The sequence below is a fragment of the Streptomyces corynorhini genome (assembly GCF_003346515.1).
Lineage (GTDB): Bacteria > Actinomycetota > Actinomycetes > Streptomycetales > Streptomycetaceae > Streptomyces > Streptomyces corynorhini.
The window spans coordinates 1-15,332 of sequence record NZ_QQNA01000032.1; the positions used below are offsets into that span (position 1 = coordinate 1).

At 72.7% G+C, this 15,332-nt stretch carries 12 protein-coding genes, 1 pseudogene and 1 riboswitch; of the genes and pseudogenes, 3 read left to right on the top strand and 10 right to left on the bottom strand.

Features of this window, described 5'->3' with window-relative positions:
* Positions 1-310: 310 nt before the first annotated feature.
* Both DVH02_RS05740 and DVH02_RS05745 read right to left on the bottom strand, forming a co-directional pair.
* Positions 311-1,858 carry a DUF4331 domain-containing protein gene (locus tag DVH02_RS05740; RefSeq protein ID WP_114622591.1) on the bottom strand — a complete coding sequence of 516 codons (1,548 nt, stop codon included), beginning with the start codon at positions 1,856-1,858 and terminating at the stop codon, positions 311-313.
* A 254-nt stretch (positions 1,859-2,112) separates the two neighbouring features.
* Positions 2,113-2,684: pseudogene (locus DVH02_RS05745) on the bottom strand (SDR family NAD(P)-dependent oxidoreductase).
* Between the two features lie 229 nt (positions 2,685-2,913).
* Between DVH02_RS05745 and DVH02_RS05750 the strand changes: the two are divergent.
* Positions 2,914-4,197 (top strand): aminotransferase class I/II-fold pyridoxal phosphate-dependent enzyme, encoded by a 1,284-nt coding sequence (locus DVH02_RS05750; protein ID WP_114622592.1) that lies wholly within the window; start codon positions 2,914-2,916, stop codon positions 4,195-4,197.
* Between the two features lie 51 nt (positions 4,198-4,248).
* On the opposite strand, the gene DVH02_RS05755 is transcribed toward DVH02_RS05750, so the two are convergent.
* Together DVH02_RS05755 and DVH02_RS05760 are read right to left on the bottom strand one after the other, a co-directional pair.
* Positions 4,249-5,709 carry an aldehyde dehydrogenase family protein gene (locus tag DVH02_RS05755; RefSeq protein WP_114622593.1) on the bottom strand — a complete coding sequence of 487 codons (1,461 nt, stop codon included), beginning with the start codon at positions 5,707-5,709 and terminating at the stop codon, positions 4,249-4,251.
* Between the two features lie 208 nt (positions 5,710-5,917).
* The gene (locus DVH02_RS05760; RefSeq protein ID WP_114622594.1) at positions 5,918-6,859 is read right to left on the bottom strand and encodes a helix-turn-helix transcriptional regulator; all 942 of its coding nucleotides are present in this window, start codon (positions 6,857-6,859) and stop codon (positions 5,918-5,920) included.
* A gap of 307 nt (positions 6,860-7,166) precedes the next feature.
* On the opposite strand from DVH02_RS05760, the gene DVH02_RS05765 reads away from it, so the two are divergent.
* Positions 7,167-8,210, top strand: a complete 1,044-nt coding sequence (locus DVH02_RS05765; protein ID WP_114622595.1) for an NAD(P)-dependent alcohol dehydrogenase — start codon at positions 7,167-7,169, stop codon at positions 8,208-8,210.
* Between the two features lie 20 nt (positions 8,211-8,230).
* Here DVH02_RS05765 and mmsB read toward each other — a convergent pair whose 3' ends face one another.
* The 6 genes from mmsB to DVH02_RS05795 all read right to left on the bottom strand — a co-directional run bounded on the left by mmsB (position 8,231) and on the right by DVH02_RS05795 (position 13,938).
* Positions 8,231-9,196, bottom strand: coding sequence for a 3-hydroxyisobutyrate dehydrogenase (gene mmsB, locus DVH02_RS05770; RefSeq protein ID WP_407697593.1), 966 nt, complete (start codon positions 9,194-9,196; stop codon positions 8,231-8,233).
* The gene (locus DVH02_RS05775) at positions 9,190-10,257 is read right to left on the bottom strand and encodes an enoyl-CoA hydratase/isomerase family protein (RefSeq protein ID WP_114622596.1); all 1,068 of its coding nucleotides are present in this window, start codon (positions 10,255-10,257) and stop codon (positions 9,190-9,192) included. The genes mmsB and DVH02_RS05775 overlap by 7 nt, the downstream gene beginning before the upstream one ends.
* A complete protein-coding gene (locus tag DVH02_RS05780) occupies positions 10,254-11,399 on the bottom strand; it encodes an acyl-CoA dehydrogenase family protein (RefSeq protein ID WP_114622601.1) in 1,146 nt (381 codons plus the stop codon). Before DVH02_RS05780 ends, DVH02_RS05775 begins: the two co-directional genes overlap by 4 nt.
* Before the next feature lie 5 nt (positions 11,400-11,404).
* Positions 11,405-12,904, bottom strand: coding sequence for a CoA-acylating methylmalonate-semialdehyde dehydrogenase (locus DVH02_RS05785; protein WP_114622597.1), 1,500 nt, complete (start codon positions 12,902-12,904; stop codon positions 11,405-11,407).
* 242 nt (positions 12,905-13,146) lie between these two features.
* A riboswitch (cobalamin riboswitch) is annotated at positions 13,147-13,317 on the bottom strand.
* A 70-nt stretch (positions 13,318-13,387) separates the two neighbouring features.
* A complete protein-coding gene (locus tag DVH02_RS05790; RefSeq protein ID WP_114622598.1) occupies positions 13,388-13,609 on the bottom strand; it encodes a hypothetical protein in 222 nt (73 codons plus the stop codon).
* The gene (locus DVH02_RS05795) at positions 13,594-13,938 is read right to left on the bottom strand and encodes a hypothetical protein (RefSeq protein WP_233518053.1); all 345 of its coding nucleotides are present in this window, start codon (positions 13,936-13,938) and stop codon (positions 13,594-13,596) included. Before DVH02_RS05795 ends, DVH02_RS05790 begins: the two co-directional genes overlap by 16 nt.
* 438 nt (positions 13,939-14,376) lie before the next feature.
* Here DVH02_RS05795 and DVH02_RS05800 point away from each other — a divergent pair, with 438 nt between their 5' ends.
* Positions 14,377-15,246: an alpha/beta fold hydrolase gene (locus DVH02_RS05800; protein WP_233518054.1), complete on the top strand. Its 870-nt coding sequence runs from the start codon at positions 14,377-14,379 to the stop codon at positions 15,244-15,246.
* Positions 15,247-15,332: the final 86 nt, after the last annotated feature.

A 15,332-nucleotide genomic window follows, 5' to 3' on the forward strand; every position in this document is an offset into this window, starting at 1 on the left:
GGGGGGGGGGGGGGGGGGGGGGGGGGGGGGGGGGGGGGGGGGGGGGGGGGGGGGGGGGGGGGGGGGGGGGGGGGGGGGGGGGGGGGGGGGGGGGGGGGGGGGGGGGGGGGGGGGGGGGGGGGGGGGGGGGGGGGGGGGGGGGGGGGGGGGGGGGGGGGGGGGGGGGGGGGGGGGGGGGGGGGGGGGGGGGGGGGGGGGGACGGTGCCCCGGCAGCGCCGTGGTGTCTCTGGGGGGCGCTGCCAGGGCGGATCCGCCGTGGGGGGAGAGAAGCGTGGATCCGGGTGGAGTGCCGTACGGCCGTGGTCCGCGTCAGCTCATCCAGGACCCGGCGGCCGAGCGGCGGCGCGAGCGCAGCCACACCATGCCGCCGCCGACCAGCAGCGCCACCGCGGCGCCCGAGGCCGCCGAGACCAGCATCAGTGTGTCGTTGTTCCAGGACGCCGCGAACGAGGTCATGCCGCTCGCGAGGCCCGAGGTGTCCGCCTTGGTGGACACGTCGCTCGCCCTGACGTCGGAGCCCGCGGTGGGCAGGGCGACGTAGGGGAACTTCTTCTCGAACTTCTGGTCGTTGGCGTCGACGCCGTCGCTCAGGTCCACCTTCTCGCCCAGCAGCGCGCCCTCGACGACCTGCAGTGCGATGTCCACCACGTCGTCGGTGAGCCGGCGGCCGTTCGGGAAGCCCGCGTTGTCACCGTCGAGCACACCGAGCCGCTTGGGCTTCGCGACCGGTTCGATGGAGGTGTTGAGGCGCAGCATCTCCGAAGGGGTCACGTTCGGGGGCTGGTTGAGGTCCTTGACACCGGTGAGGAAGACCGAGACCAGGTCGTCGCGCGGCTCTGCCGGGGCCTTGATCTTGTAGATCGCCTCGATGAGCTTCGGCAGCTCGGGCTCGGTGACGTTCTTCAGGAAGTCGGCGTCGTTCTCCGGCGAGGACGCGTTGAACTTGTCCTTGTCCTTGAGGGGGTTGACGACCTCGTTGACCAGCGGCATCCCGAGGCGCGACACCTGTGTCCAGTCGCCGTAGGCGTTCTTGCGGGAGGTGGTCGAGTAGATGCCGACGATCGGCTGCTTGTCGGACTCGCGGAGGTAGGAGCTGGGGACCTGGAGGGCGATCGTGTTGACGTTGTAGCCCTTGAGGGTGTCGTTGCCGACCTCCGACAGGTCGCCGCCGTAGAGCAGGTCGAAGACCCGCAGATCGAGGAAGAACGGGTCGTCGGCCTGTCCGGCGAACGCCTTGAGCCCGCCGTCGACCTCGCTCACGGCCTGGTCGCGCAGGGTCTGGTAGTGGGGCATGGACGCCTTGCCGACGTTCGAGGGGGCGACGGGCAGCCCCTTCGCGAGGTCGTGCTCGGAGACGACCTTGCCGTGTTCGAGGCGCAGCAGCTGGATGTCGTACGTCTGGGTGAAGTTGAGGTTCGGGTCGTCGAGACTCTTCACCGCGCCGGTGTTGTAGAGGAAGGTGTCCTCGTTCTTGCGGTGGTCCTTGAACGTGAACCGGTAGACCAGGTCGTCCTTGGCGTCACCGTTGTTGTCGACGTGGATGTCGTAGCGGGCGTCCGTGGCGAAGGGGTAGAAGTTCGGGCCGCCCGCCGGCTCCTGGAAGGGCAGCCAATTCGCGATCAGAGTGGTCGAGTTGGGGTCTTCGGGGCTGACGAACGCGTACACGTCGGTGTTGTCGTACTGGGGTTGTCCCGAGATCAGCGGTGCCTCGCGGTGGCTGGAGGCAGTGGCCGTACCCGGCGCCAGCGCGGCCACACCGACAGCCGTGAGCCCTCCTGCGGCCAGCGCGCCACAGGCGAGCATCGCGATGCTCCCCCGGGCCCGCCGCGTCCGCTCGCTTCTGGTGTTAGCGGTCATCTCGTCCGTCCTTCATCCGTCATCGCGCCCGTTGCTGCTTGCTTGCCCGTCCCATACGTACGTCGGAGCCGACTTGTTCGGCCCGGACGGAGAAAAGCTGCGCGGCACCTCTTGCGGAGTGATGTGCTGACGGGTCATCAACCAGGGCTGTTACGGCACAAATCCCACCCGTCGGGCCGGACTGCCACGCCGACGTCAGGACGCCCGGTACGGTCCCTTGACCGTGCCGGGCGTCGTCCGCCGTGCCCCCGCCCTCACCAGGGAATCGGGCCCGCCGCGTCGAAGTAGCCGCCCGTGGGACCGGCCGGGTCCACCTGGGCCATCCGGACGATGATCTCGGCGCCCTGTTCGACGGTCTGGGTACCCGTGCGGCCGTTCAGATCGGTCGCGGTGAAGCCGGGCTCCACCGCGTTGATCCGCATCCCAGGGAACGCCTTCGCGTACTGCACGGTGATCATGTTCACCGCCGCCTTGGACGCCGGGTAGCCGACCCCCGGGTAGACGTACGCGGGGCTGCCGGGTGCGGTCATCCTGGCCATCGAGCCCAGACCGCTGCTCACGTTGACGACCACGGGGGCGGCGGACCGTTCCAGCAGGGGCAGGAAGGCGTGGGTGACCCGCACCGTGCCGAACACGTTGGTCTCGAACAGCGGGCGCAGCGCGTCGGCGGTCAGCTCGGTGGCCGCGCCCCCAGCCGTTCGGCGGCGCGGCGCCCGCGCTCCGGGTCCCGGCTCCCCGCGTACACGGTGTGACCTGCGGCGATGAGTCGGCGGGCGGTCTCGAAACCGAGTCCCTTGTTCGCTCCTGTGATCAGTGTGGTCGTCATGTCTCCCATGGTGCGGCCCGGGGATCCGTTCGGCCACGCGTCCCCGTTCGGGGGGGGCCGGTCATCGCGTTCGGGGAGTGCGGGTCACCGCGCCATGGCGGCCCGCCCCGTCTCACCGTACGGAGCGGCCCTACGCCGCCCCGTACCGCTTTGTATCCTCGTCGGGCCCCCGCCCCTCCCCGCCACACAGCACAGCACAGCACCGCACCGCACCGCGAGAGGAACCACCATGAGCAGCGAACCGAGCCCCGCCGCGAGCCCGGAGTCTTCGACCGGGCTCCTCGACCGTGCCAGGCGGGAGTACGAGGCGCTGGCGGCGCGCGGGCTGAAGCTCGACCTCACGCGGGGCAAGCCGGCGCCCGAGCAGCTCGACCTCTCCGAGGAGCTGCTCAGCCTGCCCGGCCGGCATCCCGCGGTCACCGACGGTGTGGATCTGCGCAACTACGGTGGCCTCCACGGGCTGCCGGAGCTTCGCGAGATCTTCGCCGAGGTGCTCCAGGTGCCCGCAGGGCAGTTGCTCGCGGCCGGGAACTCCAGCCTGGAGCTGATGCACGACTGTCTGGTGCACGCGCTCCTGAGCGTGCTGCCCGGCGCCGGGTCCCGCTGGGCCGACGAGGACCGGATCGCGTTCCTGTGCCCGGTGCCCGGCTACGACCGGCACTTCGCGCTCTGTGAGCGGTTCGGGATCGAGATGATCCCGGTCCCGATGACCCCGGCGGGCCCGGACATGGACGTCGTGGAGCGGCTCGTCGCCGAGGACCCGGCCGTCAGGGGCATCTGGTGCGTCCCGAAGTACAGCAACCCGGACGGCGTCAGCTACAGCGACGACACGGTGGCTCGGCTCGCCCGGATGGAGACGGCGGCCGGTGACTTCAGGATCTTCTGGGACAACGCCTACGCCGCGCACCACCTCACCGACGCGCCCGTCGAGATCGCCGACCTGCTCGCGGCCTGCGCGGCGAGCGGCCACCCGGACCGGGCGTTCGTCTTCGGCTCCACCTCGAAGATCACCCTCGCGGGCGCGGGCGTCGGCTTCTTCGGCGCGTCGCGGGCCAATGTGGACTGGCTGACGGCCAACAACTCCAAGCGCTCGATCGGTCCCGACAAGATCAACCAGCTGCGTCACCTGCTCTTCCTGCGCGACGCGGACGGGGTGCGTACGCACATGGAGCGCCAACGTGCCCTGCTGCGGCCCAAGTTCGCCGCCGTCCAGCGGATCCTGGACCGTGAGCTGGGCACCACCGGCCTGGCCACCTGGACCTCCCCCGAGGGCGGCTACTTCGTCACCCTGACCGTGCCCGACGGCTGCGCCGGGGCGGTCGTACGCCATGCCGCCGAGGCGGGCGTCGTCCTGACCCCCGCGGGCGCCACCCACCCGTACGGTGACGACCCGCGCGACGCCACCATCCGTATCGCGCCCAGCTACCCGAGCCTGCCGGAGCTGGAACAGGCGATGCTCGGACTGACCGTCTGCGTGCGGCTGGCCGGCTACCAGAAGCTGCTCGCCGGCTGAGCCTCGCGCGGCCCGACAGCCGCCGCGTACGCGCGCTGTCGGGCCGCAGGCTCAGAACGGGTAGTGGGCCCGCTGGGTGGCGATGGTCACCCAGCGGGTGTGGGAGAACGCCTCGATGCCCCAGCGTCCGCCGAAGCGGCCGTAGCCCGACGCCCCGACGCCGCCGAAGGGCGCCTGGGGCTCGTCGGCGACGGACTGGTCGTTGATGTGCACGATGCCGGTACGGACGCGGCGTGCGACGGCGAGTCCGCGGGTGGCGTTCTCGGTGATGATCCCGCAGGTCAGACCGGACTCGGTGTCGTTGGCGAGGGCTACGGCGGTGTCGTCGTCGGTGAAGGTGTCGAGCACGCAGACCGGGCCGAACGCCTCCGCGTGGTGCAGCTCCGCGTCCTTCGGTACGCCCGTGAGCACGGTGGCCGGGTACACGGCGCCCGCCGGTCGGCCACCGCCGGTCAGGGCCGTGGCGCCCTTGGCCACCGCGTCCTCGACGAGCGCGGCCACGCGCGCGACGGCACGGGCGCTGACCAGCGGGCCGATCACGGTGGACGGGTCGGCGGGGTCGCCCGCCGGGAGCGCGGCGACCTTGGCGGTGAACCTGCGGGTGAACTCCGCCGCGAGGGAGTCGTGGACGAGGACGCGGTCGCCGGACATGCAGATCTGTCCGGAGTTCTGGAACACACCGAAGGCGGCGGCGTCGACGGCGTGGTCGAGATCGGCGTCCGCGAGCACGATCAGCGCGTTCTTCCCGCCCAGTTCCAGTACGGCGGGCTTGAGGTGACCGGCGGCCAGGGCTCCGATGATCCGCCCCACCTCGGTGGAGCCGGTGAAGTTGACGGCGCGGACGCGGGAGTCGGAGATCAACGCGTCGGCCGTCCCCGCGGCGTCCTCGCGGGCGTTGGTGACGACGTTCAGCACGCCGTCGGGCAGTCCGGCCTCGCGCAGGACGTCGGCAACGAAGAGACCGCACGCGACGGGCGCGTCCTCGCTGGGCTTGACGACGACGGTGTTACCGGCGGCCAGCGGCGCGGCGACGGCCCGTACGCCGAGGATGAGCGGCGCGTTCCAGGGGGCGAACGCGGCGACGACGCCCACGGGTTCGCGTAGCGCGAGGCCGAGGGCCCCCTCCTCCTGCGCGCTCAGCACCTCGCCGCGTGGCGCGGTGATCGCGGCGGCCGACTCGCGCAGTATGTTCGCGGCGAGCGCCACGTTGAAGTACGCCCATCCCCGGGAGGCGCCCGCCTCGCACGCCATCAGCTCCGCGGCCCGCTCCCTCCTGGCGTCGAGGAGGTCGGCCGCCTTGAGGAAGACGGCACGCCGGGCGAAGGGCGCGAGCGCCGCCCACCGCGCGAAGGCCGCCTCGGCGGCGTCCACCGCCCGGGTGATGTCCGCGGGACCTGCGGCGGCGACGGTGGCGTACACCTCGCCGGTGAAGGGGTTCGTGTCCTCGGTGGTGCGTCCGGAGAGGGCGGGCACTTCCTCGCCGCCGATCAGCAGCTCACGCGTGATCACCATGGCACGGGCTCCTTCGGTGCGTGACGAGTGCGAGGGAGGCCGGGCCTGGGCCGGTCGTCCGGGGCGCGGACCTGTGGCGGCGGACGGGCCCGGCCGTGACCCCACGCGGCTTGCGTGCATGCTGCGAGCCGGTCCGCGGAATGTCAAGGACCCTGACCGGGTACCGACTTCGCCCACCTGGAAAGACGCCGCCGGTGAACGGGTCGCGTCACCCGCCCGGTTCTCCGGTGGTGTGCCGCCCGCCGGACTGCCGCTCTCCGGCGCGCGGCTCCTCGTCGGGGCCCGGCGCCGAGGGCTGCTCGTGCGCGGTCATGTCGAGCAGGACCAGCGCGTCGTACTCCGGGGTTCCGGGTTCGGCGTAGTAGGCGACCATACGGTGCGCGGGGGTGCCGTCCAGGTGCATCGACTGGTAGCCGAGCGTGAGGTCACCGATGTCGGGGTGGTGGAAGCTCTTGCGGCCGTGGGTGCGGCCCCGGATGTCGTAGCGCTCCCAGAGGCCGACGAACTCCGGGCTCTTGAGGAGCAGTTCCCCCACGAGCCGGGCGAGGTCGGGGGCGTCGGGGTCGGTTCCGGCCAGTGCGCGCAACTGGCCCACGCATCCGCGCAGTTGCCCCTCCCAGTCGTCGAACACCTCGCGGGCGGCGGGGTGCAGGAAGACGTAGCGCGCGATGTTGCGCTGCCGGTCGGGCCAGTCCGCCATCCCGGCGAACAGCCGCAGCCCGCCCGGATTCCAGGCGAGCAGGTCGCCGGTACGGCTGACCACATACGCCGGATGGGGCCGCAGGCTCTCCAGCAGCAGCCGGGTCCCGGGCCGTACGGTCCGGCTGGGCGCGGCCGGCGGCTCGGGCGCGGTCCTGGCGGCGCGGGCGGCGAGGCTGCGCAGGTGCTCGTGCTCGACCTCCTCCAGCCGCAGGGCCCTGGCCAGGGCGTCGACGACCGAGGGGCTGGGACGGGTCTCCCGGCCGCGCTCCAGCCGCGTGTAGTAGTCCATGCTGATCCCGGCCAGGGTGGCCAGCTCCTCCCGGCGCAGACCCGGCGTACGGCGCAGGCCGACGCCGGCCGTCAGACCGGCCTCCTCGGGGGTCACCCGGGCCCGGCGGGCGCGCAGGAAGCGGCCCAGCTCGGTGCCGTTGCGCTGCTCAGTCGTCATGACTCCAGTGTGACGCCACCGCGGCCGGCCCCGCAGCCGGGTGGGGGGCCCTGCCACACCCCCGAACGGGGCTCCCCCGTACAGCGCGGTCTGCCACCGGGCGCCGACGGCGGGGAGGCTGGAGGACGTCCCCGGGGCGGCGGCCGGACAGCCCGTCGCGGGCCGCGGGCCCGCCTTGGGCCGCGCACCCCGTACCGCGCCCGGCCGAGGAGCGATCCGCACGACACCGCGCGGAGACACCGACGTCAGGGCGGCGCGGTCCCGGGGTCACCACGACACACACGCAGAATCGGAGCACCAGCGCATCATGTTCACCGTCAACGCCTACGCCGCGACCTCCGCGGCCGAACCGCTCACCCCGACGACCGTCGAGCGCCGTGACGTCGGGCCTCGGGACGTTCTCATCGAGATCAGGTACGCCGGGATCTGCCACTCCGACATCCACCACGCCCGCGGTGAGTGGGGCCCGTCCGTCTACCCCGTCGTGCCGGGCCACGAGATCGCGGGCATCGTCACCCAGGTCGGTCCCGACGTCACGAAGCACGCCGTCGGCGACCGGGTCGGGGTGGGCTGTCTGGTCGGCTCCTGCGGAGCCTGCGAGCCCTGCCGCCGGGGCGAGGAGCAGTACTGCCTGGCCGGAGGCGTCCTCACCTACGGCTCGGTCGACGCCGACGGCACCCGCACGCAGGGCGGCTACTCCACCCATGTGGTGGTGACCGAGGACTTCGTCGTCACGATCCCCGAGGGCATCGGTCTCGACGAGGCCGCGCCGCTGCTGTGCGCGGGCATCACCACGTACTCGCCCCTGCGCCGCTGGGGCGCCGGTCCCGGCACGAGGATCGCGGTCGTCGGCCTCGGCGGACTGGGCCACATGGCCGTCAAGCTCGCACACGCGATGGGCGCCGAGGTCACCGTGTTGTCGCAGTCGCTGAAGAAGAGGGAGGACGGGCTGCGGCTGGGCGCCGACCATTACCACGCGACCAGCGACCCGGCCACCTTCGAGCAGCTGGCCGGCGCCTTCGACCTCGTCGTCAACACGGTCAGCGCCCGGCTCGACCTGGACGCCTACCTGTCGCTGCTGGCGGTGGGCGGCACCATGGTCAATGTCGGCGCCCCGGCCGAGCCGCTGTCGCTGAACGTGTTCTCCCTGCTCACACGGGGCAGGTCGGTCGCCGGTTCGCTGATCGGCGGCATCCGTGAGACGCAGGAGATGCTGGACTTCTGCGCCGAGCACGCCCTCGGCGCCGAGATCGAGGTCATTCCGGCGGAGCGGATCAACGAGGCGTACGAGCGGGTCCTGGCCTCGGACGTGCGGTACCGGTTCGTGGTCGACACCACGACCTTGGTCTGAGCCGGTGCCCGGCGGACCGGTCAGGCCGTCGTGGGCCGATTGTCCGGTGCCGTCCTCGGCGCGTCCGGTGGGGTCGCCCGGTCCCGTACGCCGCTGTCGCGGACGGTGTCGATGATCCCCGAGAAGTCCTGGTCCGTTCCGGCTCCTTCGGCGTAGGCAGCGTACAACTCGGCTGCGCGTAGACCGAGTTCGGCCCGGACGCCGCCCGCTCTGGCCGCGTTGGCGGCCAGGCCCAGGTCCTTGGCCATCAGCGGCGCGGCGAATCCGGGCCGGTAGTCGCGGTTGGCGGGGCTGGCGGGGACCGGGCCGGGCACCGGGCAGTTGACACTCAGGGCCCAGCACTGTCCCGACGCGGTGGAGGCGACGTCGAAGAGCGCCTGGTGGGACAGGCCCAGGCTCTCCCCCAGGACGAATGCCTCGCTCACCGCGATCATCGAGACCCCGAGGATCATGTTGTTGCAGATCTTGGCCGCCTGCCCGGCACCGGAACCGCCGCAGTGCACCACCTTCTTGCCCAGCACCGTCAGAAGCGCCTCGGCCTCGGCGAACTCGGTGTCTCCACCGCCCGCCATGAAGGTGAGCGTGCCTGCCTCGGCGCCGACGACTCCACCGGAGACCGGGGCGTCCAGGGCCCGCATCCCGGCGGCGGTGGCGGCCTCGTGGCCGCTGCGCGCGTCGGCGACGTCGATGGTCGAGCAGTCGATGAACAGGGTGCCGGGCCGGGCGGCGGCCAGCAGCCCCTCCTCCCGGTAGAGGCCCAGGACGTGCCGTCCGGCGGGCAGCATGGTGATCACCACGTCCGCCGCCGCGGCGGCCCGAGCCGATGATCCGGCCGCCGTCACGCCGGTGCCGACGGCGGCGGCGAGCAGTTCGGGCACCAGATCGTGGCCGAGGACCCGGTGGCCCGCCTCGACCAGGTTGGCGGCCATCGGGCCGCCCATGTGGCCCAGGCCGATGAAGCCGATCGTGCGTGCGCTGTTCACCACGGCATCTCCTGTGAGGTTGTGGCCAGGCGGAGTTCGCCGCCGGCGGGCGGGACGAAGTAGCGGGCCACGTCCGCGTCGGTGACCTCCGACAAGGTGGCCGGGGTCCAGTGCGGGCCGCGGTCCTTGTCGATGACCTGGGCCCGGATCCCCTCGGCCAGATCGGGCGAGGCGAGCGCGGCGCAGGAGATCCGGTACTCCTGTTCGAGGACGCGCTCCAGCGGACCGAGCCGCCGGGCGCGGCGCAGCGCGGCCAGTGCGACCTTCGAGGCGGTGGGCGACTTCGTGACGAGGGTGTCGGCGGCGGCGTCGGCGGCGCCCGTCCCGTGGCCGCGCAGCCGGGCGACGATCCGCTCCACCGTGTCGGCGCCGTAGCAGGCGTCGATCCAGCTCCGGGCCCCGGCCAGTTCTCCCGGCGGGGGCTGGCTCACGTACGGCCCGAGCGCGTCCCGGACCGGCCGGGTGGCGAGGTCGGCCAGCAGCCGGGGCAGGTCGGCGGAGGGGACGAAGTGGTCGGCGAGGCCGCACAGCAGTGCGTCGCCCGCGCCGATCCGGGCGCCGGTCAGCGCCAGGTGGGTGCCGAGTTCGCCCGGGGCGAGGGCGAGCAGGTAGGTGCCGCCGACGTCCGGTACGAAGCCGATGCCGGTCTCCGGCATCGCGATCCGGGAGTGCTCGGTGACGACGCGTACGCTGCCGTGGGCGGAGATCCCGACACCGCCGCCCCTCACGATTCCGTCCATCACGGCGACGTACGGCTTCGGGTAGCGGGCGATGCGGGCGTTGAGCCGGTACTCGTCCCGCCAGAAGCCGGCGGAGTCCGTGCCGCCGGTCCGCGCGTCCTCGTAGATGGGGCGGAGGTCGCCGCCCGCGCACAGGCCGCGCGCGCCCGCCCCCGTGATGATCACCGTCCGCACGGCCGGATCGTGTTCCCAGGCGGTCAGCGCCGCGTCGACGCGGCGCACCATGGTGTGCGTGAGGGCGTTGAGCGCGTGCGGCCGGTTGAGGGTGAGCCGGGCCGCACGGCCCTCGGTCCATACCCGGACGGGTTCCTCGGCGGCGGTCATGTGAGCGCCGCCGTCAGACCGCGGGCCACGATGACGCGCATGATCTCGTTGGTTCCTTCCAGGATCTGGTGGACACGGAGGTCGCGGACGATCTTCTCGACGCCGTACTCGCTCAGATAGCCGTATCCGCCGTGCAGTTGCAGCGCCCGGTCGGCGACGGAGTAGCCGGTGTCGGTGGCGAAGCGTTTGGCCATCGCGCACAGCTGCGGGGACTGCGGGTCGCCGCGGTCCAGTGCCTGCGCCGCCTGCCGCACCAGGGCGCGGGCGGCGGCGAGTTCGGTCGCCATGTCGGCGAGCCGGAACTGCAGCGCGGGCGAGTCCAGCAACCGGGCGCCGAACGCCTCCCGGTCGGCGAGGTAGGCCAGACTCCGGTTGAGGGCGGTGCGCGCGCCGCCGAGGGAGCAGGCGGCGATGCCGAGCCGCCCGCCGTTCAGCCCGCTCATGGCGATGCGGAAGCCGTCGCCCGCGCGGCCGAGGAGCCGGTCGGCGGGCACACGGACGCCGTCGAGGACGACCTGGCGGGTCGGCTGGGCGTTCCACCCCATCTTCTGCTCGTTCGGCCCGAAGGACAGCCCGACGTCGTCCCGGTCGACCACGAAGGCGGAGATCCCGGACGCGCCGTCCTCGCCCGTACGCGCCATGACGAGGTACAGCCGGGCGGCGCCCGCACCGGAGATGAACTGCTTCACACCGGTCAGGACGTAGTGCTCACCGTCGCGTTCCGCGCGGGTGGTCAGGGCCGCGGCGTCCGATCCGGCTCCGGGTTCGGTCAGGCAGTAGCTGCCGAGGTCGTCCATGGCGCACAGTCCTGGCAGCCACCGGGCGCGCTGCGCCGGGTCGCCGTACCGGTCGATCATCCAGGCGACCATGTTGTGGATGGAGAGGTAGCCCGCGATGGAGGGGCAGCCGGAGGCCAGCGCCTCGAAGACGAGGACCCCGTCGGCGCGGCCGAGACCGCTGCCGCCCGCCTCCTCCCGTACGTACACACCGCCGAGGCCGACTCCGGCGGCCTTGCGCAATACGTCGAGCGGGAAGTGTTTGTCCTGGTCCCACTGGAGGGCGTGCGGGGCCAGGTGGTCCTGTGCGAAGTCCAGGGTGGTTTCGACGAGGGCCTGCTGGTCCTCGGTGAGGGAGGTGGTCATGGCGCTCATCCCATGGTGGGCAGGGTGAAGCTCGCGCCTTCCCTGGCGCCCGAGGGCCAGCGCGAGGTGACGGTCTTGGTGCGGGTGCAGAAGCGCACGGAGTCGGGACCGTGCTGGTTCAGGTCGCCGAAGCCGGAGCGCTTCCAGCCGCCGAAGGTGTGGTACGCGACGGGTACCGGGATCGGCACGTTGACGCCGACCATGCCGGTGTGGACCCGGCGCGTGAAGTCGCGCGCGGTGTCACCGTCCCTGGTGAAGATCGCGACACCGTTGCCGTACGGATGCTCGCTGGGCAGCCGCAGCGCCTCCTCGTAGTCGGCCGCCCGCGCGACGCACAGTACGGGGCCGAAGATCTCCTCGCGGTAGATCCGCATCCGGGGGCCGACCCGGTCGAAGAGGGACGCCCCGGCGAAGAACCCGTTCTCGTGGCCGGGCAGGGTGAAGTCCCGTCCGTCCACGACGAGTTCGGCGCCCTCGTTGACTCCTATGTCCACATACCGTCGCACCCGGTCGAGCGCGTCGCGGCTCACCAGCGGGCCGAAGTCGGCCTCCGGGTCGTCGGAGCGGCCGATCCGGAGCGCGTTGACACGTTCCGTGAGTGCCGCGACGAGCGCGTCCGCGGTCTCCTCGCCGACGGGCACCGCCACGGAGACGGCCATGCAGCGCTCGCCCGCGGACCCGTATCCGGCCCCGACGAGGGCGTCGACGGCCTGGTCGAGGTCGGCGTCCGGCATCACGATCAGGTGGTTCTTCGCGCCGCCGAAGCACTGGGCGCGCTTGCCGTGGGCGGCGGCCGTCGCGTAGACGTGGGCGGCGACCCTGGTGGAGCCGACGAAGCCGAGGGCCTGGACCCTGGGGTCCTCCAGCAGGGTGTCGACGGCCTCCTTGCCGCCGTTGACCACATTGAGGACGCCGGGCGGCAGCCCCGCCTCGACGAAGAGTTCGGCGAGCCGCAGCGGCACGGACGGGTCGCGCTCGGACGGCTTCAGGACGAAGGCGTTGCCGCAGGCGAGCGCGGGGGCCGCCTGCCACAGGGGGATCATCGCCGGGAAGTTGAACGGCGTGATCCCGGCGACGACCCCGAGCGGGGAGCGCAGGGAGTGCACGTCGATGCCCGGTCCGGCGTTGTCGCTGAACTCCCCCTTCAGCAGATGCGGAATGCCCGCGGCGAACTCGACGACCTCCAGGCCGCGCTGGAGGTCGCCGTGCGCGTCCGCCACGGTCTTGCCGTGCTCGGCGGACAGCAGTCGCGCCAGGGAGTCGCGCTCCGCGTCGACGAGTTGGAGGAAGCGCAGCAGGATCCGCGCGCGCCGCTGCGGGTTCCACTGCCCCCAGTCGCGCTGCGCGGCGGCCGCGTCGGTGATCGCCGCCTCGGTGTCGGCGCGGCCGGCCAGCGGCACCCGGGCCTGGACCGTACCGGTGTTGGGGTCGTACACGTCGCCGAAGAGGCCGGAGCCGCCGGTGGTGTGTTTGCCGCCGATGAAATGGGTGAGTTCACGGACCATGGATGCCTGCTCTCGTCAGGTGAGATCCGGGGGATGGCACGGCTCGGCCGCGCCCGTGCGCACCGACGGGTGCGCGGCAGGGGCGAGCGCCGCGGGACAGCGATCCACGAGGGGCCGTCGGGCCGTCGGGCGTCGGGCCGCCGCGGGCCTACACAGGATCGAAGGAACGCCTGCGCTCCGCCTGATCACCAGGGTCATGGGTACGGACCGGTGCCATGCGTGTCTGCTCCATCCTCGTGGACAACACGGAACGTTCCGCGGCCGGTATCCTGACTCCCGGATCACCGCGTGCCGCCCGCCTTCCCGGCAGACCTCGCCAGTGGCGTGTGGATGGCAGCACACTCCCCGGTCACAGTGGCGGGACCGTGCCGGATTCACACCGGCTTCCCTGCACCGCGGACCTTGCCCCGAAGATATAGTTGGACGTCCTACTACGTCCACCCCGCCACTCGCATCGACGCGAAGTCGACGCCCGGACTCCCCTCAGTGGAGCGACGCGTCGTCCTGCCCGGCACGCCGGACGGACACCTGCGGGGTACGCAGCAGCCAGTCGAGTTCCGGTCCGCCCGGATCTCCCTCAACGGCCGCCTGCAACCAGGCCGGGCTCTGCTCGGGGATGCCGGGCGGGGCGGACTTGAGGTGCTGGACGGTCTCGGCCAGCCGCGCGAAGGCCCGGTCGCTGCCGCAGTTCAGCTCCTTCTCCACGCGGCGGACTCCGGCGTCGGGGGTGGAGGTGTCCACGAGAAGCTCGGTGATCTTGATGTTCCACCAGGCGGTCGGTTCGTGCGGCCGGGCGTGGCGAGCGCGGCGGCGGCGCGGCGGGCGGTCAGCTCACCGCCCTCCCGCTCACCGGCCTCCCGCTCACCGGCCTTGCGCCAGCGGTCGAACCACTCGTCCAGATCCTCCGCCACCCCGGTGGCCCTGAGGTCGTTGAGGCTGACGAGATACGCCTCCGTGACGCGCCAGCTGGGCACCCGTTCCCCGCCGGCCGCCTTGGACAGCTGCGCGTACGAGACGCCGCAGTGCTCGCTCATGGTGCGGTGGTCGGGACTGCCCGCGCGTTCGCGGGCACCGCGCAGCGGACAGCTGAAGCCGCCCACGAAGCACGACCACGATGCCGGACACCACGAGTCGGCTCGGGAGGACCAGCTGGTCGCCGCCCCGGTACGGGGGACGACACAGGTGGCTATCCGCCGGACCGCGGCTCCGTCGGAGGAGAGGGCGGCGCCGTCGGGCGCGTTGGCGCGAGGCTCGCGGCCATCGGGGCAAAAGCCTCATCCGGGGGAACCAAGCTCGCCCCTGCGAAAGCCCGGCTCCCGCGAGCCGGGCTTTCGCGCGCTCCGGCACGCGCACGGTACGGCCCCGCCGAGGGCGGACGCCGTGCGGCGGAGGCGTACCAGAGCCGACGACGCGCACACCACTTGTTGGTCAACCCCGAGCGGGGCTTCCGGGACACCGGTAGGTTCTCCGGGATGACCATGCGGGAGACGCGGGGCCTCGTGTCGATGACCGACGGGGCGCGACTGCGCTGGGTGGCCCTGGGCGACACGGCACGACGGCCTGCCGTGGTCCTGCTGCACGGCGGTCCGGGGCTGCCGGACTATCTGGGCGAAGTCGCCCACATGATCGCGGATCTCGCGCCGGTGTACCGGTACGACCAGCGCGGCACGGGTCGCTCCCCGTGGCGGGGCGCCCACTCCCTCGCCCGGCATGTCGGCGATCTCACCGAGCTGCTCAATGCCTGGGACGTACCCGAGGCCGTGCTCATCGGGCATTCCTACGGCACCGACCTGGCGAGCCGGTTCTGCCTGCGCCACTCCGGGCGGGTCGCCGCGATGCTGCTGATGTGCGGGCCGTTCGTCGGCGACTGGCATACCGGGTACCGGGCCGAGCGGGATCTCCGCATGTCCGCGGCGCAGCGCGCACGGCTCCGCGCGCTGAAGGAGATGCCCCGTCGCACGGAGGAGCAGGAAGTCGAACTGCTCACGTTGGCCTGGTTCACCGACCACTCCGATCCCGAACGCGGCCGGCAGCGGGCAGCCTGGAGCGCCCGGCGGCGGCGGCCGGTCAACTGGTCCATGAACAGCGACCTCGGCGCGGAAGGACGCGCGGATCCGCTCGACGCGCACCTCGCCGAGCTGCGCGCACTCCTGCCCGCGCGGACGGGGCTGCTCGGCGGGGCCGACGATCCCCGTCCGATGTCGGCGCTCGACGCGCTCGCGGCCCGGCTCGGTGTTCCGCTGACCCGGATCGAGGGCGCGGGACACGAGCCATGGCTGGAGCAGCCCGACGCCGTGCGTACGCGGCTGCGGCGATTCGTGCGGGACGCCGTGGGCGCGTAGGACGTCGACGGGGATCAGGGGCCCCTGTTCGGGTATGCGGCCGGATCCGCCTCCGGCCCGGCCCGGTCCGGGGCGGGGTGGTCCGG